This window comes from Enterococcus sp. PF1-24 (assembly GCF_029893325.1).
GTDB lineage: Bacteria > Bacillota > Bacilli > Lactobacillales > Enterococcaceae > HY326.
In genome coordinates, this window is record NZ_JARXWL010000010.1 from 24,378 (window position 1) to 44,625 (window position 20,248).

General features: G+C 38.2%; 14 protein-coding genes. 11 read left to right on the forward strand and 3 right to left on the reverse strand.

Annotated features, from left to right (window positions below):
* Window positions 1-14: 14 nt before the first annotated feature.
* Complete coding sequence (locus M2139_RS06155) at window positions 15-755, forward strand: Stp1/IreP family PP2C-type Ser/Thr phosphatase (RefSeq protein ID WP_280737982.1); 741 nt, start codon at window positions 15-17, stop codon at window positions 753-755.
* Window positions 752-2,944 carry a Stk1 family PASTA domain-containing Ser/Thr kinase gene (pknB, locus tag M2139_RS06160; protein WP_280737981.1) on the forward strand — a complete coding sequence of 731 codons (2,193 nt, stop codon included), beginning with the start codon at window positions 752-754 and terminating at the stop codon, window positions 2,942-2,944. Before M2139_RS06155 ends, pknB begins: the two co-directional genes overlap by 4 nt.
* Before the next feature lie 44 nt (window positions 2,945-2,988).
* Here the strand turns inward: pknB and M2139_RS06165 are convergent, their stop codons facing one another.
* Window positions 2,989-3,912, reverse strand: a complete 924-nt coding sequence (locus tag M2139_RS06165) for an AraC family transcriptional regulator (protein WP_280737980.1) — start codon at window positions 3,910-3,912, stop codon at window positions 2,989-2,991.
* A 187-nt stretch (window positions 3,913-4,099) separates the two neighbouring features.
* Between M2139_RS06165 and M2139_RS06170 the strand changes: the two genes are divergently transcribed.
* From M2139_RS06170 to M2139_RS06210, 9 genes are all read left to right on the forward strand, one after another.
* Entirely contained in the window at window positions 4,100-7,360 is a 3,261-nt protein-coding gene (locus tag M2139_RS06170) for a DUF5107 domain-containing protein (protein WP_280737979.1), read from the forward strand.
* Between the two features lie 109 nt (window positions 7,361-7,469).
* Complete coding sequence (locus M2139_RS06175; RefSeq protein WP_280737978.1) at window positions 7,470-8,510, forward strand: aldose epimerase family protein; 1,041 nt, start codon at window positions 7,470-7,472, stop codon at window positions 8,508-8,510.
* A 103-nt stretch (window positions 8,511-8,613) separates the two neighbouring features.
* Window positions 8,614-9,873, forward strand: a complete 1,260-nt coding sequence (locus M2139_RS06180; RefSeq protein WP_280737977.1) for a sugar ABC transporter substrate-binding protein — start codon at window positions 8,614-8,616, stop codon at window positions 9,871-9,873.
* Window positions 9,874-9,948: 75 nt separating this feature from the next.
* A complete protein-coding gene (locus M2139_RS06185) occupies window positions 9,949-10,833 on the forward strand; it encodes a sugar ABC transporter permease (RefSeq protein ID WP_280737976.1) in 885 nt (294 codons plus the stop codon).
* A 42-nt stretch (window positions 10,834-10,875) separates the two neighbouring features.
* Entirely contained in the window at window positions 10,876-11,703 is an 828-nt protein-coding gene (locus M2139_RS06190) for a carbohydrate ABC transporter permease (RefSeq protein WP_280737975.1), read from the forward strand.
* A gap of 45 nt (window positions 11,704-11,748) precedes the next feature.
* Window positions 11,749-13,941, forward strand: a complete 2,193-nt coding sequence (locus tag M2139_RS06195; RefSeq protein WP_280737974.1) for an alpha-galactosidase — start codon at window positions 11,749-11,751, stop codon at window positions 13,939-13,941.
* A gap of 222 nt (window positions 13,942-14,163) precedes the next feature.
* Complete coding sequence (gene rsgA / locus M2139_RS06200; RefSeq protein ID WP_280738007.1) at window positions 14,164-15,039, forward strand: ribosome small subunit-dependent GTPase A; 876 nt, start codon at window positions 14,164-14,166, stop codon at window positions 15,037-15,039.
* Between the two features lie 51 nt (window positions 15,040-15,090).
* Window positions 15,091-15,741, forward strand: coding sequence for a ribulose-phosphate 3-epimerase (gene rpe / locus M2139_RS06205; RefSeq protein WP_280738006.1), 651 nt, complete (start codon window positions 15,091-15,093; stop codon window positions 15,739-15,741).
* A gap of 3 nt (window positions 15,742-15,744) precedes the next feature.
* Window positions 15,745-16,383, forward strand: coding sequence for a thiamine diphosphokinase (locus M2139_RS06210; RefSeq protein WP_280737973.1), 639 nt, complete (start codon window positions 15,745-15,747; stop codon window positions 16,381-16,383).
* 194 nt (window positions 16,384-16,577) lie between these two features.
* Here the strand turns inward: M2139_RS06210 and M2139_RS06215 are convergent, their stop codons facing one another.
* Window positions 16,578-18,026 carry a MucBP domain-containing protein gene (locus M2139_RS06215; protein ID WP_280737972.1) on the reverse strand — a complete coding sequence of 483 codons (1,449 nt, stop codon included), beginning with the start codon at window positions 18,024-18,026 and terminating at the stop codon, window positions 16,578-16,580.
* 313 nt (window positions 18,027-18,339) lie between these two features.
* On the reverse strand, window positions 18,340-20,175 hold the full coding sequence (locus tag M2139_RS06220; RefSeq protein ID WP_280737971.1) for a MucBP domain-containing protein: 1,836 nt from the start codon (window positions 20,173-20,175) through the stop codon (window positions 18,340-18,342).
* Window positions 20,176-20,248: the final 73 nt, after the last annotated feature.

Consider the following 20,248-nt stretch of genomic DNA (forward strand, 5'->3'; position numbering starts at 1 on the left):
TGGAGGTTAACTTGATGGAAATTCGGTTTCAATCTGATGTTGGGCAAAGAAGAATGATTAACCAAGATTATACAGATGTCTTTGAAAATCAGGCAGGTATTATTTTGGCGATTTTAGCTGATGGCATGGGTGGGCATTCAGCTGGTGAAGTTGCCAGTCAAATGGTTGTGAAAGCCCTTGGCGCGTCTTGGCAAGAAAATCAATTATCAGAAGCTACGGCCATTGAAAATTGGATGAAAGAGCAAATCGAAGAAGTTAATACTCAAGTTTATACGGCGGGTCAAGCCAATCCAGAATATCAAGGGATGGGCACCACTGTTGTAATGGTGGCTTTATTACCAGAAGAAATGATTTTTGCAAATGTTGGCGATAGTCGTGGTTATTTGTTGCGGGAAAGCTTATTGCATCAAGTGACTGAAGATCATTCCTTGGTGAACGCCTTAGTTCAAAGCGGCGAAATCACCAAAGAAATGGCGCGTACCCATCCGCGACGGAATGTTTTATTAAGAACAATTGGCATGCCGGGACCGGTTCGAGCAGATACTTTCAGACATCGGCGGCGGCCAGATGATTATATTATTTTATGTTCGGACGGTTTAACCAACATGGTAACCGAACGGGCAATCGCGCAAATTGTTGATAGTCGCAATACTTTATCTGAAAAAGTTAATCGCCTTGTGCAGCAAGCTAATGCTGCCGGGGGGACTGATAATATCACTGTCTTAATTATTGAATGTGGGGGGGAAGACCAATGATTGATATTGGAAGAAAGTTAAGTGGTCGCTATGAAATCATTGGGAATATTGGTCGCGGGGGCATGGCGAATGTGTACTTGGCCCGAGATTTAATTTTAGATCGCGAAGTTGCTGTTAAAATTTTGCGCTTTGACTTTCAAAATGATCAAAATGCCATTCGCCGTTTTCAGCGGGAAGCTCTAGCTGCAACCGAACTTGTTCATCCGAATGTCGTTGGTGTTTACGATGTTGGGGAAGAAGATGGCATGCACTTTATCGTGATGGAATATGTTCGAGGCATGGATTTAAAACGTTATATTCAAACCAACTATCCGATTCCTTTCCGCACGATTGCTGATATTATGACGCAAATTTTATCGGCGGTTGGCTTAGCCCATGAATACCGGATTATTCACCGAGATTTAAAACCGCAAAATGTTTTGATTAATGAAGATGGTGTGGTAAAAATCACCGATTTCGGAATTGCGATTGCTTTATCGGATACTTCTTTAACGCAAACCAATTCAATGTTAGGTTCCGTTCACTACATTTCGCCGGAGCAAGCTCGTGGTGGCATGGCAACGAAACAATCGGATATTTATGCTGTAGGAATTATTTTATATGAAATGTTAGCTGGCGAGGTACCTTTTGACGGAGAATCTGCCGTAACGATCGCTTTGAAACATTTTCAAGATGATTTGCCAACGATTCGTAATTATAACCCTAACACCCCACAGTCTTTAGAAAATGTTGTTTTAAAAGCAACCGCGAAAGATACCGCGGATCGCTACCCGACCGTGGAAGATATGCAAATAGATTTGGATACTGCCTTAAATCCAGAACGTTTAAATGAACCAAAATGGCAACCGGGTGCAGCTTTAAACGGCGAAACAGTGGTTATGCAGCCAGTCACACCACCTGTTGATGATAATAAACCGAAAACAATGATGACCAATGATCCAACGACGTTTACCCCGCCGCAATCACAAAAACCGCAAACGCCGGCTGAGAAAAAAAGTCGTAAGACACCATGGATTATTGGCGGTATCATTGCCATGATTCTTGCATTAGCGCTGGGAGCTTTTTACCTGTTAGGCAATCAGACGAAAGATGTCAATGTTCCTGATGTTACTGGCTTAACTGTCGAAGAAGCAACTACTAAGTTGCAAGAAGCTAAATTTGAAGTTTCGCCAACGACGATTGAAGTATCAAACGAAGAAATTGAAAAAGGTAAAGTGGTTTATACTAATCCTAAAGCCAATGAAAGTGTAAAAGAAGGCCGCGAAGTGAAGCTCTATATAAGTAGCGGCGCTAAAAATATTACTTTGGAAGATTATCAAGGAAAAGCTTATAGCGACGTCGTAGCGATTTTGAAAGAAAAAGGTTTCACCGGCGATCGCATTAAGAAAAAATCCATGACTACCGAAGATGATACCCCAGAAGATGAAATTATTGAACAAGAACCCGCCGCTGGTTCCGAGGTCGATCCAGAAAAAGATACGATTACTTTAACCGTTAGTAAAGGGCCGGAAAAAACCGGCATCTTAGATTACGAAAACTGGGAAGAAGGCACTGCCAAAAATGATTTAGAAGAATTAAGAGGCATGGTTGTTAAAATTGAACGGAAAGCCAGCGATACTTATAACGAAGGTTATGTAATGGATCAAGATCCTGAAGAAGGCACTAAGCTAGAAAAAGGCTCTACCGTGACTTTAGTTGTCAGTACCGGCCCAGAAGCAGAAATGCTGGAAGACTTAACTGGCAGAAGCCAAAGCTCTGCCGAAAATTATTTAGCTAACTTAGGTTTAACTAGCAGTGTCACAGAAGAATATTCCGATACCGTTGAAGAAGGCGTCGTGATTCGTACCAATCCAGCTAGTGGTAGTAAAGTTAAAAAAGGTGAAAAAGTAACTTTAGTTGTTTCTAAAGGTGCTGAAGTGAAAACCAATAATTTTTCAGTGAGAGTTTCTGCTAAATATCAAGCAAGTTCAGATAATGACTCTCAAACAATTAATATTTGGAAAAACGATGCCGATGGGAAATCAACTATCATCGCAACTTTAATCGTCACACCAAATTCTGGTGAGCAAAGCACCACAATTCAAGTGACTACTAAAGGCAATGAAAGTGCGACGATTTACACGCAACGCGATGCCGAAGAGATCGTAGGACAAGTAGTTTCTGGCGAAAGCGAGATAACTGCGAATTAATAAATCTGAAAAAGCTGAGCCGTGCAAACGGCTCAGCTTTTTTGTTAATCCAACATGTCTTCGTTAAAAGCTAACTTCTGCAATTGCTCACTAGTTTGATTTTTAGAACGATATTCTTTTGGGGAGATGCCCATTAATTTTTTAAAAATGCGAGAAAAATAATATGGATCTTGATAACCGACTTTTTTGGAGATTTCATAAACTTTTAAGTGGGAGAGCTTCAAATATTTGCAAGCTTGCTCCACTCGCATTTCGATTAAGTAATCAATTGGAGATTTACCAGTATATTTTTTAAAAAGGGAACTTAAATAACTGGCGGAAATTTTTAAGTGACTAACTAAATCGTTTAAGGAAATTTCTTCTTCAATGTGTTCGTGCATATAACGGATGCTTTTGGTTAAATAAATGTTTTGCTGATCAGCGGGTAAATGATCTTTAAGAAAATAAATTTCTGCTAAAATCAATTTTAACAGTTGAGACATGCAAATGATCGTTTCAAAGGAATTAATAGTTTCCCCTAAACTGAATAAATCAATAAAGTGTTTCTGCAGTAAAGAATTTTTTTCTTTAGAGCGAACTTCGATTAATTTTTTATCTTGTAGGTGAAATTCTTCGGCGAAGCCAGTATTGAAATGCATCCATAAAATGGACCAAGGGTCTTCTTCGCTGGAATAGTAATAGTGTCCAGTTTTTTTAGGAATACAAAAAATATCTCCTCGTTGTAATTCTTCCCGTTGACCATCCTTTAATTCAACAATTCCTTTACCATCAATACAATAAATTAAAATATATTCGTTGACGCCGTTAATCCGTTCCCGATAGTGGTATTTAGCGCTGGGATAATAACCTAGTTCTAACAAATAAGTATCAGAAATCAAAGGATGTGGGGTTAATTGGTTAGAGGATTCATAAGGAATAATAATATGCCGTTCATCTTTAAAACCATCTTTCTTTTTGATAAAGTTCATAAAAGCAAGCCCCCTTATTTTGCTATTATAACAACTAAGTGTAATATAGTCCATGTTTGATTGATTTAAGCTATTTTTTTGAAAAGGCTATCATATTAAGATGAATGTAGATAAAAAGTAGCGGAACTTTTATTAGGTCTGATAAATGGTTAAAGTTTCGCAGCTAGTTAATAAGGAGGAGTAGTAGTTGAAAGAACAAGTAACTGTAAAAGAAGAGCGTCTGATTATTCCCACCTATCTGACTTCAGCGCCAGATAAAAACCCGCTGTTTTTTGAAAAACGGGTTTATCAAGGAAGTAGTGGAAAAGTCTATCCTTTACCAATTACTGAAAAAATTCTTGATGAAAAGACGGATGTGGAATATCCCGCCCTTATTTTAGAAAATGAATATTTACAAGTGACGATTTTGCCAACATTAGGTGGGCGGATTCAGCGGGCGTTAGATAAAACGAATAATTATGACTTTGTTTATTACAATCATGTGATTAAACCAGCTTTAGTTGGTTTGGTGGGGCCATGGATTTCTGGCGGGATTGAATTTAACTGGCCGCAACATCACCGTCCAACCACTTTTATGCCCACAGAATATCAAGTAGTTGAAAATTCTGACGGCAGTAAAACGGTCTGGGTCAGCGAGATTGATCAAATGTACGGTACTAAAGGCATGGCGGGTTTCACCCTTTATCCTGATAAAGCTTATATTGAAATCACCGGCAAAGTTTATAATCGGACGGATGTTCCCCAGACGTTTCTTTGGTGGGCAAATCCAGCGGTGCCAGCGAATGACCATACCTTATCAGTTTTTCCACCGGATGTTCATGCGGTGATGGACCACGGTAAACGAGCGGTTTCGGATTTTCCGATTGCTACTGGTACCTATTATAAATATGATTATTCTGCTGGTGTCGATATTTCCAAATATAAAAATATTAAAGTGCCAACTTCATACATGGCTCATCATTCTGATTTTGATTTTGTGGGTAATTATGATGAAAAATTGGAATCAGGCTTGCTTCACGTAGCAGACCACCATATTTCTCCGGGGAAAAAACAATGGGTTTGGGGCAATAGTGATTTTGGTTTAGCTTGGGATCGCAATTTAACCGACGAAGATGGACCATATGTAGAGTTGATGACCGGCGTTTTCACCGATAATCAACCAGATTTTACTTGGTTAAAACCCTACGAAGAAAAAGAATTCAAACAATATTTCATGCCTTATAAAGGTGTCGGTCGCGTGAAAAATGCTACTATCAATGGCGCGGTTAACGTTGAAATTGTTGAAGGTCAACTTTTCTGTCGGATTTATACTACCCAAAATCAATCACAAGTAACAGTTAAAATTTATCAAGATCAGCAAGTGATTTTTGAAGAACAGGTTAATCTTTCACCGGTGGACTATTATCAAACACAACTGGCGGTTGAAGCAGAAGCTTTTGATGAGCGTTTCCGCATTGAAGTTTTAGATGAAGCTGGTCAGGAAATCGTTGCTTATCAAGGATTGCCAGCTAAGGAAGAAAAATTGCCGGAACCAGCAGAAGCTTTAGCTAAACCGGCTGATATCAAATCCACAGAAGAATTATTTTTAGCGGCGGTGCATATTGAACAATATCGCCATGCAACTTCTGATGCGGAAAGTTATTACTTAGAAGGTTTACGTAGAGATGCTTCCGATATTCGCTTGAATAATGGCTATGGAATGTTTCTTTATAAACGGGGGCAATTTGCGGAAAGTTTAACTTATTTTGAACGGGCAGTTAAAAAACAAAAATGGAAATCACCAAATCCTTATTATGGGGAGCCCTTATTTAACTTAGGTTTAGCGCAGTTGCAATTAGGTGAATACGCTGCGGCCTATGATAGTTTTTATAAAGCGACTTGGAGTGATGATACGCAAGGAGCGGCTTTCTTCCAACTGGCTTGCTTAGCTTTAGGGAAAGGTCAAACAGCAGAAGCTCTAACTTTTGTCGAGCGGGCTTTGGTCCGTAATCAATATAATATGAAAGCTCGCTTGTTAAAAACTGCGATTTTACGAAAGACCGGTCAAACAACCGAAGATTGGTTAGTGGAATCTTTAAAACTTGATCCTCTTGATTTAGGAAGTTACTATGAAAAAGGCGCTGCTACTCAGTGGGAAAAAGTCATGCGAGGAAGCTTAAATAATTATCTGGAATTAGCACTGGATTATTATCATTTTGGCTTACTTGAAGATAGTTTGAAAATTTTACAAGCTTGTCCACAGGAATCACCGTTAGTTTATTATTATCAAGCAGATATTTATCGACAATTAGGCGCAAGCGAAAAAGCTAAAACTTTAGTGGCAAAAGCCGAAAAAGCTTCACCAGATTATTGTTTCCCCAATAAATTACGAGAGATTCATATTTTACAAGCAGCTATTAATTTACTACCAGAAAAAACTGGATACGCGAAATATTATTTAGGGAATTTATTTTATGATAAACGCCGCTACGATGAAGCGATTGTTTTATGGGAAGATAGCGCCAAACAAATCCCTGATTTCCCAACGGTTTATCGCAATCTTTCTTTTGCTTATTACAATCAGTTGGATGATTTAGCTAGAGCTCAAGAGTTAATTATTAAAGCTTTTGAGTTGAATCCTGCTGATGGTCGAGTTTTAATGGAACGAGATTTGTTAGCGCAAAAAGCCGGTACCAGCCTTAAAGAACGGGTGGCAGTTTTAGAAACTTATATGGCAACCACGCAAGAGCGGGATGATTTATTCATCGTTTATATAGGTTTGTTAAATAGTCAAGGGCGTTATCAAGAAGCTTTTGATTTAATGATGCAACGCCAGTTTCATCCATGGGAAGGTGGCGAAGGCAAAGCTAGCGCCCAATATATGTTCAGTTTAATTGAACTAGCTAAAATGAATTTAACTAGTCAGCCACAAAAAGCGATTGAGGCATTATTGGCTTCACAAAGTTATCCTGATAATTTAGGGGAAGGCAAATTACCTAACGTTGAAGATAATATTTCTAACTATTATATTGCCAAAGCCTATAAAGCATTAGGTGATGCTGCCCAAGCAGCGGTCTATTATGAATTAGCTAGCCGCGGCAGCAATCAACCAGAAAGTGTTCTTTATTATTATGATCAACCAGCGGATACAATTTTATATCGCGGGCTGGCTCACGAAGCATTAGGTCAAGCAGAAGCAGCTCGCAGCTGTTATTATCAGTTAATTAGTTACGGAAAAAAACATCTCTTTGACGAAGTAGAATATGATTTCTTTGCAGTTTCAATGCCAGAAACAGTTGTCTTTAAAAACGATTTAACGCAAAATAATAGTATCTACTGTTCTTATTTAATTGCCTTAGGGCATATTGGCTTAAAAGAAATGACTGTAGCTAAAAAATTATTAACAGAAATCTTGGTGAAGGTTCCTGATCACCAAGGAGCTTTGCGACATTTAGCTTTTATTAAGTAAAAAGCTTTATCTTGATTAAGAGACTGGGTAGAAGAGTTGATTTATGACAAAAATTTAAATGCTCAGTCTCTAATCGCTTGTTATAAAAATTGTGAAAGGAGTAATCGCAATGTCTGACTGGCCACAAATAAAAATTGAAAAAGTAGCTGACACGACAGACTTAGTTGAAATTACAATTAGTTATCCAGATTTTATGGTAGAGCTATTGAATTATGGTGCTGGCGTTAGCGGAATTTGGGCGCCTGACAGACAAGGAAAACTAGCCAATATCGTGTTGCATTTTCCAGATAAAAAACGCTATCTTGCTGAAAGAAGTTTTTTAGGCAGTAGTGTGGGGCGCTGTGCTGGCAGAATTGAAAAAGGTGAGTTCTCGCTAAATAATCAGTTAATCAATTTAGAATTAAATGAAGGCGATAATCATTTACATGGCGGCAGTCAGGGTTTTGATAATGTTTATTGGGATTATCAAGTGATTGAAAAAACGGCAGCCACGACAGTTATGTTCACGAAAAATTTCAGCGCGGGCGAAGCTGGCTATCCAGGGAACTTAGCGATGACAATTAGTTATACGATTTCACCAGATCAAACAGTTGAAATTGAATATAGCGGCTTAGCGGATGAAGATACTTTATTAAATCCCACCAATCATACTTATTTTAATTTGGCTGGTAATCATGAGACGCTGGCTGACCATTTTTTACAGATTAACAGTCAAAAAGTCGCTTATTTGCAAAGAAATCAGTTGCCGGCTTTTCCGTTGCAATCAGTTGCGGAGACAGCTTTTGATTTTCAACAACCAGTGACTTTGACAGAAGTTTTTTCTGCTGAAAATAATCAGATAGTACAAGAAAAAGGCTTGAATCATCCATTTTTATTGTTAGAAAATTCACAACCTCAGGTGACGCTTTTTCACTCGTTATCGGGTAGGCGTTTACAGCTAACTACCAGTGCAGCTAGTGTCGTTTGTTATACAGGAAACCACTTTAAACTCGCGAAAGAAGTTGCTTTTCACGGAGGGGTGGCTTTAGAAACACAAGAATTATATCTAACGAAAAATGGTGAAAATAATCCTAAAATAATTGTTAAAAAAGGACAGAAATTTTCAAGTTGGACTCAATGGCGATTTGGCGTGAAAAACGATTCAGTGTAAGAAAGTCTAGCTTTCTATAGTATCGTCCATTTTCGCTTTGAAAGCGCTGTATTATACTGAAGTCATAAAATATTAAACATAGAAGAAAAGGATGGATGGAGAAATGAAACTTAAAAAAATAGTTTTAGGAATGGCAGCAGTGACAACCTTAGCAACATTAAGCGCCTGTGGTTCAAAAGAAGAAAAGAGCAGCGATGGCAACACCACCTTAACTTTCCAAATCTGGGATAAAAATCAACAGCCTGGTATGGAAAAAATGGCTGAAGCCTTTACCAAAGAAAATCCTGAAATCAAAGTGAAAGTTGAAGTAACCCCGTGGGATCAATATTGGACGAAATTACAAGCTTCTGCTTCCGGTGGTGAAATGGCAGATTTATTCTGGATGCATCCAGATCAAGTATATAACTTCGCTAGTGGCGACGCCTTGCTAGATTTAACTGATTATATTGCTGATAGCAAATTAGAGATGGCCGATTTTCCAAGTTATATTGGCGACGGCTTTAATATTGAAGGGCAACAATTGGCGATTCCTAAAGATTATGGAACGTTAGGGTTATGGTATAACAAAGATTTATTTGATCAAGCTGGTGTAGCTTATCCTGATGAAACTTGGACTTGGGATACTTGGATGGAAGCCGCTGAAAAATTAACGGATAAAGATGCTGGTGTTTATGGCATGATTGCTCAACCTGATGGCCAAAATTTCTGGTACAACTTAGTTTGGCAAAATGGTTCTGATTTGATTTCAAAAGATGGCAAGACAATCATGATGAATGATCCGAAAACGGTGGAAGCTCTTGAGTATGGGGTATCATTTATCGAAAAAGGTTACTCACCAACAACTTCTGATCAAGCCAATACGACACCAGATCAATATTTTGAATCTGGTAAAGCAGCAATGATGATTGCCGGTTCATGGATGGCAACGGAATACACGGCGATTGATGGATTAAATGCTGATGTAGCGCCAATGCCAAAAAATGTTGACCGTGGTTCAGTATCTTCAGGTATGGGTTATGCAATTGCCAATAATAGCAAACACTCTGAAGAAGCTTGGAAATTTGTTAATTATATGGCTGGTGCTGAAGCCAACTTGATTCAAGCTGAATCAGGAGCAGCTATTCCGGCTTTAAAAGATACACAAGAACCTTGGGTGAACACTTTCCCGACGATTAATGCACAAGTTTTTGTTGACGCTGAAGCGTATGGCCATAACTCAATGCATGTTTCTACTAGAGATGCATGGGCAAAAACGGAACAAGAATATATTCTTAAAATTTTCAGCCAAGAAATCAGCGTTAAAGACGGCTGCAAAGAAATGGCAGAACAGATTCAAACCGAAATTGATGAAGCTTTAGAATAAAAAAGAAAAGAGCTGCTGGATTGTTTAACTATTTAGCAGCTCGCTTTCTAAAGAAAGGATTTTTTTATGGGGTCAATGGCGAATTTAAAAAGACAACGAATGATTTGGGCAGGCCTGTTTATTTTACCAACTGTGCTCTATGTTTTAGTCATGAACGTTTGGCCAATTATTCAATCCATTTATTTTAGTTTTAACCAGATTAAAGGTTTGGGGCAGCCTAAGTGGATTGGTTTAGATAATTATGTAAAAGCTTTTCAAGATACTGAATTACGCCGAGCTTTGTGGAATACTTTTGTCTATACATTAGTGACAGTACCGGTAGGCACGGCTTTATCTCTGATAACTGCGGTATTTTTAAATAGTAAAATCAAGTTTAAATCATTTTTTAGAGTATTATATTTTATTCCGGTCGTTTCAGCACCAGCAGCGGTAGCGATGGTGTGGCGTTGGTTATATAATTACGATTCTGGCTTAATTAACTATATGCTTTCATTTATTGGTATTTCAGGGCCTAACTGGATTGCTGATAGCAATGTAGTTTTAATTGCAATTATGATTGTTGGAATTTGGTCGGGTTTGGGTTATAACATGATTATTTTATTAGGTGGCTTGCAAGATATTCCGAAAACTTATTATGAAGCTGCTGAAATGGACGGCGCTGGACCAATTAAGCAATTTTTCAATATTACCATTCCGATGTTGTCACCAACATTATTTTTTGTCGTAACGACGACTTTTATCAGTTCCTTGCAAGTTTTTGATACGATTTTCATGATGGTTGATAAAAAGAATCCGGCTTTAAAATCAGCTGAATCAGTCGTTTATCTTTTCTATCGAGAAACTTTTGAATCTAATAATAAAGGCTATGGCGCCTCGATTGCGGTGTTATTATTGGTGCTGATTTTAATCTGTACGGCTGTTCAAATGAAGCTGCAAAAGAAATGGGTTCATTATGGCTAAGCCAGTTAATAAAGTGAATATGATAAAAGGTGGGATGTTTCAATGAGAAAAAAACAAAGTAAAGGCTATATTATAATATATGCTTGTTTAACATTAGGGGCGATAATCATGGTCTTCCCTTTTATTTGGAGTATTTTAACTTCATTTAAAACATTGACGGAATCTTTAACTTTTCCCCCTAAATTTTTTCCAGATCAGTGGAATTTAAATAATTATAAAGATGTTTGGCAGGCGTTACCATTCCCGAAATTCTTCTTTAATACAGTAGTGATGATGGTTGCTCGTGTAATTACTTCGACGATTTTCAGTGCGATGGCGGGTTATGCCTTTGCTCGTATTCAAGTGCGGGGCATGAATTTATTATTCCTATTAGTCTTGCTGCCGATGATGGTGCCAGGACAAGTTTTCATTTTGCCGCAATATTTATTGATTTCTAAAGCAGGCTTAACCAATACTTTACTGGCGTTAGTTATTCCGGGGATTGCTAGCACTTTCGGTACCTTTTTGATGCGTCAATTCTTTATGAGTGTGCCTGAAGAAATTGAAGAAGCTGCGATTTTAGACGGTTGTAATTATGGGCAGATTTTTATTAAAATTATGTTACCATTAGCTAAAGCACCTTTGGTTTCTTTAGCAATCTTCACGGCTTTATTTGCTTGGAAAGATTTAATGTGGCCGCTAATTGTAAATATGTCGCCAGATAAAATGCCTTTGTCTTCAGGCTTGGCATTATTGCAAGGACAATACACCACCAATTATCCACAATTGATGGCAGGAGCTGTTTTAGCAACGATTCCGATGTTGATTTTGTATTTGATTTTCCAAAAACAATTTATTCAAGGGGTTGCTTCAACCGGCTCAAAAAATTAAATATAAGATTGGTAAATTAGTTAAGTTAAAGGAGTATGATACCAAATGGCAATTGACTTTAATAATGAGACGAAGCAATTTCATCTACAAAATGATTTTGTTAGTTATATTATGGAAATCACAGCTGAAGGCTACTTGCTACAAGTTTATTATGGAGAAAAAATCAAACAATTCAATCAAACGGCACCTTATCCGCGAGTGGATCGCTCTTCTTTTTCCCCGAATCCAGCTGAAATGGCCAATAGTGGCTTTTCGCTAGATAATGTTTTGCAAGAATTTCCTGGTTATGATGCTGGGGATTATCGGGAAGGTATGGCAGAGTTTACTTATTCAGACGGCACTAAAGCTACCAGTATGAAATACAAAGAGCATCATATTTTTGCTGGTAAGAAAAAATTAACAGGTTTGCCGGCTACTTACGTGGAAACCGAGGCAGAAGCCGACTCGCTAGAAATTGTTTTAGAAGATGAATATCGCGGTGTTCAGGTTGTTTTAGCCTATACCATTTTTAAAAATTATCCGGTGATAACGAAAGCTGCGAAATATGTAAATCGCTCAGAAGAGACAATTTCCTTGGATAAAGCTTTCAGTAGTTGTCTAGATTTACCAGATAGCGAATATGATTTAATTCAATTACCTGGTGCTTGGGCCCGGGAAAAGCAACTGTGCCGCAATCCGTTAACTAACGGCCAACATGTTTTAAATAGTAAACGGGGGGCAAGTGGCGTGGTGCAACAACCCTTTTTAGCCTTAGTTTCACCAGAAACTAACGAACATCAAGGGGAAGTGCGGGCTTTCCATTTTGTTTATAGTGGTAATTTCACCATGAAAGTGGAAGTGGATACTTATAATCAAACGCGGGTATTAGTCGGCATCAACGATTTTAATTTCACTTGGCAACTTGCACCAGCTGAAACTTTTCAAACGCCAGAAGTGGTGATGGTTTATTCAAATCAGGGGTTAAACGGGATGTCGCAAGCTTTCCATCACCTGTATCGGGAACGTTTGGCGCGGGGGATTTATCGGGATGAACAACGACCAGTATTGATCAACAATTGGGAGACGACTTATTTTGATTTTAATGAAGAAAAATTAGTTGGCTTGGCAGAAGAAGCGCAAAAACTTGGAGTAGAACTTTTCGTTTTAGATGATGGTTGGTTTGGTGAACGCCACTCAGATACGACTTCTTTAGGAGATTGGGTTGAAAACCGTGAAAAATTGCCCGAGGGCTTAGCGGGCTTAAGGCAAAAAATTCAAAAGCAACAATTGAAATTCGGCTTATGGCTGGAACCAGAAATGATTTCAGAAGAAAGCCAATTATTTGCGGCTCATCCTGATTGGCATTTACATGTCGCTGGTTATCCTTCTTCGTTAGGTAGAAATCAGCTGATTTTGGATTTCAGTCGTGAAGAAGTGCGAGCTGGGGTATTAAGTCAGCTGACTAAAATTTTAGATAGTGTACCGATTAGTTATATTAAATGGGATATGAATCGTAATATGACGGAAGTGGCTTCTGCTAAGCGGGCACCAGCGCAACAACAGGAGACAGCTCATCGTTATATGTTAGGCCTTTATGCAATGTTGGAAGAATTGACGAGCCGTTATCCGCAGATTTTATTTGAAAATTGTTCTGGTGGTGGTGGTCGTTTTGATCCGGGGATGTGTTATTATATGCCGCAAAGCTGGGCTAGCGACAACACGGATGCAATTGAACGTTTAAAAATTCAATACAGTACTAGTTTGATTTTTCCGCCAGTGATGATGTGTGCTCAATTATCTGATTCGCCAAATCATCAAATTGGTAGAATCACGGATTTAAACACGCGGGCTTTAGTAGCGATGTCAGCCAATTTCGGTTTAATGATTAATCCAAGTATGCAGACAGCAGAAGATTTGGTAATTATTAAAGAAGCCATTCAGTGGTATCAAGCCAATCGCCAACTGATTCAATTTGGTGATTTTTACCGCTTGGAAAATCCTTATACTAGCAATTATGGTAGCTGGATGTTTATGGATGAAGAAAAAAGCCATGGTGTTGTGATGCTCTTTCAAATTTTGTCACAAGCCTCTAAACCTTTGAAGAAAATCAAATTAGTTGGTCTAGCTTCTGATAAATTTTATCAAGTTGAAGGTCAGCGACTTTCTGGGGAAGAATTGATGAAATTTGGTTTATATTTAGGTCATCGTTTAACTGGCGATTTTCAGGCGATGAAATTAGAGATTCATGAAGTAGAATAATATTTTAAATCAGGATAGATTAGTTGTTTTTTTCTGCAACTAACTTATCCTGCTTTTATCTTTAGCTTAAATTTCTTGCGAGCTTTCCACCTTTTATTGTTAATTCCGCACTAAAATATGCTAAAATAGGCAGTGATGAAGAAAGTTTGTGAATTTAGTTGCGGCACCGATATTTTTGGATAGGCGACTAAAGGCACCGATTTTACTAAAGGAGTTGATATCATCAAAGGTCAAATTAGAAAAGCTTTAAGTGGTTTTTATTATGTATATGCAGACGGAGAAACGTATCAAACTCGCGGGCGGGGGAATTTTCGCAATCGCAATATCACGCCGCTAGTGGGGGATGATGTCGTTTTTAGCAGTGAGAATTTGACAGATGGTTATTTACTAGAAATTTTGCCAAGAGAAAACGAGTTGGTTCGTCCGCCAGTTGCCAATGTCGATCAAGGCGTGGTGGTGACTAGTTTAGTGGAGCCGGATTTTTCTTATAATTTATTAGATCGTTTTTTAGTTACGCTGGAAAGTAAAAGCATTGAGCCGGTAATCTATATTAGTAAAACCGATTTAGCGCCGACTTCACCGCTACTTGCGGAGATTAAAAAAACTTATGAAACGATAGGTTATACTGTGATTTTCGCTAGTGAACAAGGCGTGGCTGAGTTAGAGCGACTATTTCCTGAACGTTTAACTGTCTTTATGGGGCAATCTGGTGCGGGAAAATCCACGTTGTTAAATCAAATTTCACCGGAATTAGCTTTAGCGACGGCTGAAATTTCCAGCTCTTTAGGGCGGGGAAAACATACTACGCGTCATGTGGAATTAATCCCACTTTATGATGGTTTAGTTGCCGATACGCCGGGCTTTAGCTCGATTGATTTCTTAGAAATGACGATTTATGAATTGCCGAAATATTTCCCGGAATTTATTCAAGCTTCTGAAAATTGTCGTTTTCGGGAATGTCGTCATACTCATGAACCTAATTGTGGCGTCAAAGCAGCGGTAGCAGCGGGAGAAATTAGCACCACCCGCTATGAAAATTATTTACAATTTGTCAGTGAAATTGAAAGCAAGCGACCTGTTTATAAAAAGAAAAAATAAGCTGTTTAGTCGCCTTTATAATAAGTAGAAAAGAGGAATTTTTTGATGATGATGAAAATAGCTCCTTCGATTTTAAGTGCGGATTTTGCTAATTTGCAAAGAGATATTGAATTGGTGGAAAAAGCCGGCGCTGATTACATTCATGTGGATGTGATGGACGGCCAATTTGTACCGAATATTACGTTAGGCCCTAATGTTGTTGCGGCGATTCGCCCCGTGACGAAATTACCTTTAGATGTTCATTTGATGATTGTCAATCCTGAACAATATATTGAAGCTTTCGCTAAGGCTGGCTCTGATATTATTACCGTTCACGCGGAAGCTACCGTGCATCTGCATCGGGCGGTGCAAATGATTAAAGGTTTAGGGGTGAAAGCTGGCGTTGTGATTAATCCTGGGACGCCGGTTTCAGCGATTAATCACGTTTTAAGCATGGTGGATCAAGTGTTGATTATGACAGTGAACCCTGGTTTTGGCGGTCAAAGTTTTATTGATGAATGCTTGGAAAAAATTGCTGAAGTAGCGGCGATTCGCGATGAAAAAGGCTACAGTTATGACATTGAAATCGACGGTGGCGGCAATCCAGAAACCGCGAAACGCTGTAAAGCAGCTGGTGCTAATGTGATTGTGGCCGGCTCTTACATTTATGATGCAGAAGATCCAACTGAACGGATTCAACTGTTAAAAGCCGCGTTGAAGTAAGCTATGAAAATTTTACTAGTAGCTGGTGGCAAACCGGAAACTTGGCCGGATTTTGATTTTACTACTTTCGATCGTTATATAGGCGTGGATAAAGGCAGCTGGTATTTATTAGAGCAAGTCGGCCAGCTGGATTTAGCTGTCGGGGATTTTGATTCTTTAATCCCTGCGGAAAAAACCGTCGTTCTTGCTAAGGCTGGTGAAGTTGAAACAGCCCCCGCTGAAAAAGATGATAGTGATACCCAATTGGCTCTGTGGGAAACGCTACAACGTTGGCCCCAAGGGGAAATCACAATTATTGGCGCAACTGGCGGACGTTTAGATCACTTGTTAGCGAATTTATGGTTAGGTTTAGAGCAACGGTTTCAACCGTATCTTTCTCAGTTGGAAATTGCGGACAAGCAAAATCGCATACGCTATTATTTGCCAGGCAGTTATACAGTTCAGCAAATACCCGGTTTTGATTATTTAGCTTATTGTTGCTTAACGCCAGTGAAAAATTTAACTTTGCGAGATAGCAAATATTTGTTAAATAATGTCAGTGTTACAACAGCTACTGCTTATATCAGCAATGAGTTTTTAACCAGTAAGGCTGATTTTAGTTTTAGTGAAGGGTGTATTGCGGTGATTCAAAGTCGCGATTAAGATAATTATAGAAGGGAAATTCACGTTAAAAGCCATTCATTTGGGTTTTAAAGAACATCTTGTTAACGAAGGTCAACTAATCCGCGTGCCCTGGTTGATTTGAAAAAAAGCAATTTTGAAATAGTATAAAGCAAAAAGTCGCAAGTCCTCACTTTCAGAGAACTTGCGATTTTTTTATAAAATTAAATGGAAACTTATCTAGCACTGTAGAAAGCAATGCCTTCATCTTCCCAGCCTAAGCTGATTAACCAATCGGCTTCTTCACGACTTTTCGTAAATAAATGAGAGCCAGGACCAGTTGCATTTGGATTGAAGACCCGATAAATAGCATAGCCTAAGTTTTCAGGAACCATATAATAACCAATGCCTTCTTTATTCCAGCCTTTAGCAGCTACCGCTTCGTATTCAGCCTCACTTAAAGTATAGAAGTGTTCGCCTGAATTTGGATTGTATAGACGATAAGCAGGAATGGCTTTTTCATAAGCTGGTGTAACACTATAGAAAGCAATTTCTTCTGCTTGCCAACCTAAACCAACAATCCAGTCATATTCATCACGGCTAATGGTATATAAGTGATCACCATCACCAAAGTTGTATGCTCGCCAAACAGGTAATAAAACTTCATCGGGAACAGATCCAGGGGTACCTGGATTATTTGGTTCACTAGGGGTTGAAGGTGTCTTCTTCTTGTAAATATAAGTAACTGTAACGTCTTTTTCAGCATATTTTCCGGTTGGTTCTCCAGCTACTTTAACAAAAGTATAGCCAGGGATATTTTTTTGAGTCGTTGTATAATCAGTGCCTACTTCACCAGTGAAAGGTTCATCTTCAGCGATTTTCTTCACTGGATTTCCAGCAGTATCATACTCCCAGTATTCCGCTGTAACAGTTGAAAGGTCAGAAGCTTCGACAAATTTTAAATCAATACAAAAATTTATTATGCCGTGTACCATGTGGATTTCATCACCATACTGAATATAAACTTGCGCGTAGGGGCCGTCTGGAAAAGTATCTTCAGTAGTAATAGCCGTTTTATTAACTACTTTCGAGTAGTCGAAAGTTTCAGGATTTGCTAAATTAAATTGAACCCCATCTGCTAAAAATTCAAAATCATAATAAAAATAATAACCATCTATACTTACCGGTACCTGTCCACTTAACATGGAGCCTTCCAACAAGTCTTCACTAGTTGGAAAATTATAAATTTCCATTTCATCAAAGCTGATGAAAAACTCAGTATAATTATTTTGGTTTAAAGTAACCATAGGAGGCTTTTTATAAGTATTATGTGGGTCGATATCTACTGAGTGGAATTTGCCCAAGTCTGAGAAATCTATACCTTTAGGGAAAATTTTATCTAAGTTGTGATTCATAAGTATTGTGGTTTTATCACAAACATCTGGATAATTCTTAATATTTAATGCATCCAAACTAGTAGTTTCAAGAATGATATTGACTGAATTTATGTATTCTAATCCAGAAAAATTTAAAACATCATATAGTTTATCATCAATTGAACCTGATATATACGATGCAAAAGGAGATAAATAAAGATCACTTTCGCTTAGCAAATCTGGTGTCAATTCATCAATGTTTTTCCCTAACTTATTTGCGATAATTTCTTGTAATGTTTTGTCAGGCATCCATGTATCGATGCCAACGGATGTGCTAACTGTCACTGTTTCGTTGTAAATAGTTTCTGCTGAGAAGTGGCTGGGAGTTAATGCAAAAATGCCTGTTATAGGGAGCACAAGCATAGAAAGGTCTAAAGTTGATTACGCTATGTTTTGATAAATAATATAAAAAGTCTTTTCTTTTTATTATGTAATTAACTAGATACTATTAAATTGCTATTGTCCATATTTTTATCTTTAACAATTGTTTATAGAGAATAAAAAAACAGTTAAGCAACTTGCTTAACTGTTTTTGAGTATATTGAATAAATTAGGATATTATCTATCTTGCACTATAGAAAGCGATGCCTTCATCTCGCCAACCTAAACTAATCAGCCATTCAGCTTCTTCGCGACTCTTAGTAAATAAATGAGAGCCAGGACCAGTTGCGTTTGGATTGAAGACACGGTAAATGGCATAGCCCAAGTTTTCTGGCACCATGTAATAGCCAATCTCTTCTTTATTCCAACCTTCAGCTGCTACAGCTTCATATTCGGCTTTACTTAGTGTGTAGAAATGTTCACCAGAATTTGGGTTGTACAAACGATAAACAGGCAAGGCATTTTCGTAAGCAGGTGTTACACTGTGGAAAGCAATCCCTTCTGCTTGCCAACCTAAACCAACAATCCAGTCATATTCATCACGGCTAATGGTATATAAGTGATCACCATCACCAAAGTTGTATGCTCGCCAAACAGGTAATAAAACTTCATCGGGAACAGATCCAGGGGTGCCGGGATTTCCAGGATTACCTGGGTTTCCAGGGTTTGATGGACCCCCACTATAAACATAAGTCACAACAATGACATCATCATTAAATACACCCGTTGGATTTCCAATCACTTCTTTAAAAGTATAACCAGAAATTGTTTTTTGTTCTGTTGAATAACTTTCGCCAACAGTTCCCTTAGTTAAAACATCTGCAGAAATTGGTTTACCTTTCGTATCTTGGTACTGAGCAAGGACTAACCCTTGAGAAGCACTATCAGCAGTGATTTTGTGATAACTTAATTTAATCAATTGATCGTCCCAAGAATAGATACCGCTAATAGGGCTCAAACCATCACCTGAAACTACGCCGTTAAAAGTGTAGCCAGGAATATAAGCAACTTCTGCGTGATAACGATCACCTTGCTCCCCTTGGATTTTAGTAGGTGTCGCAATTTGTGCAATTGGATTCCCTGCTATATCATATTCCCAATACTCAACGACTGTATTGTCATAAAGTTTGTATTCAGCAAAAACAACATTAACACAATTTCTGATAAAGAAGAAATCTAGTCCGTCCTCACCACCACCAGCAAGACTTACAGCAGGCCCTGTTGGTGTCGTAGAATTTTCAAGTCCTTCATTAAGGAAGGATTGACCAGAAAGTGTTTGTTCATAATTTAAAGTTGAGCTTTCTTCTATGTCAAAGTTGATACCCGTGCCATCGTCTGAGACTTTTGCCGTGTAAGTTACACTTGTACCGGTGTTTGGATCATACAAATAAAGGTTGCTATGAGCAGAAATTTTATCAACTGGGAAATTAAATAGCTTAAGCTCACTAAAGCTTAAAAAGAAACTAGAATAGTTTGTTTGATCTAAATGTACTGTTAAGTCACCATTGAAATGATTGTATTGATCTATAGAAGCATTTTTGAAATTAGTAAATTTTGAATAATCAATCCCATTCGGAAAGATTTCATCAAGATTTCCATTTAGCTGTATCTCTACTTTAGCACAGACATTTGGATATTTTATAAGATTATCAATCATACATTCAGAAACCAGATTCCAATTCGCATCCGAATGAAATCGAAGGGATAACTCAGCTATATTTTCTAGTCCGGTAAAATTTGTTATTTGATAATAAATAGGATTCTCAGGAATCGAAATAGTTAAGTCCTGGCTTGCTAACAACTCCTTAGTAATCTCATCAGGACTTGTCAAATTCAGTGCAGTAACAAGCATTTGTTGTAAATTTTTATCTGGCATCCAATCGTCAATCGGTTCTGCAGCTCTTACTGTAGGTAAGCCTGTTTCAACAGCATCTTCGGCTTCTGCAGTAACAGTTGCTAAAGAAAATGTACTGAGTAGCGCTATGGAAAGTAAAGTAGTCCTTGTTTTTTTTAACATAATGGTTCCCCCTAGGTAATTGTTTCTTTTTTAGATATACCAAGTTAAGCATATTTAGCTTGGTATAGTAGTG

Coding starts and splice junctions, on each gene's coding strand:
- M2139_RS06180 (WP_280737977.1), top strand. CDS start 8,614: ATGAAACTTAAAAAAATAGTTTTAGGAATGGCAGCAGTGACAACCTTA.
- M2139_RS06195 (WP_280737974.1), top strand. CDS start 11,749: ATGGCAATTGACTTTAATAATGAGACGAAGCAATTTCATCTACAAAAT.
- M2139_RS06155 (WP_280737982.1), top strand. CDS start 15: ATGGAAATTCGGTTTCAATCTGATGTTGGGCAAAGAAGAATGATTAAC.
- M2139_RS06220 (WP_280737971.1), bottom strand. CDS start 20,175: ATGTTAAAAAAAACAAGGACTACTTTACTTTCCATAGCGCTACTCAGT.
- M2139_RS06165 (WP_280737980.1), bottom strand. CDS start 3,912: ATGAACTTTATCAAAAAGAAAGATGGTTTTAAAGATGAACGGCATATT.
- M2139_RS06210 (WP_280737973.1), top strand. CDS start 15,745: ATGAAAATTTTACTAGTAGCTGGTGGCAAACCGGAAACTTGGCCGGAT.
- M2139_RS06190 (WP_280737975.1), top strand. CDS start 10,876: ATGAGAAAAAAACAAAGTAAAGGCTATATTATAATATATGCTTGTTTA.
- M2139_RS06215 (WP_280737972.1), bottom strand. CDS start 18,026: ATGCCTGACAAAACATTACAAGAAATTATCGCAAATAAGTTAGGGAAA.
- rpe (WP_280738006.1), top strand. CDS start 15,091: ATGAAAATAGCTCCTTCGATTTTAAGTGCGGATTTTGCTAATTTGCAA.
- pknB (WP_280737981.1), top strand. CDS start 752: ATGATTGATATTGGAAGAAAGTTAAGTGGTCGCTATGAAATCATTGGG.
- M2139_RS06175 (WP_280737978.1), top strand. CDS start 7,470: ATGTCTGACTGGCCACAAATAAAAATTGAAAAAGTAGCTGACACGACA.
- M2139_RS06185 (WP_280737976.1), top strand. CDS start 9,949: ATGGCGAATTTAAAAAGACAACGAATGATTTGGGCAGGCCTGTTTATT.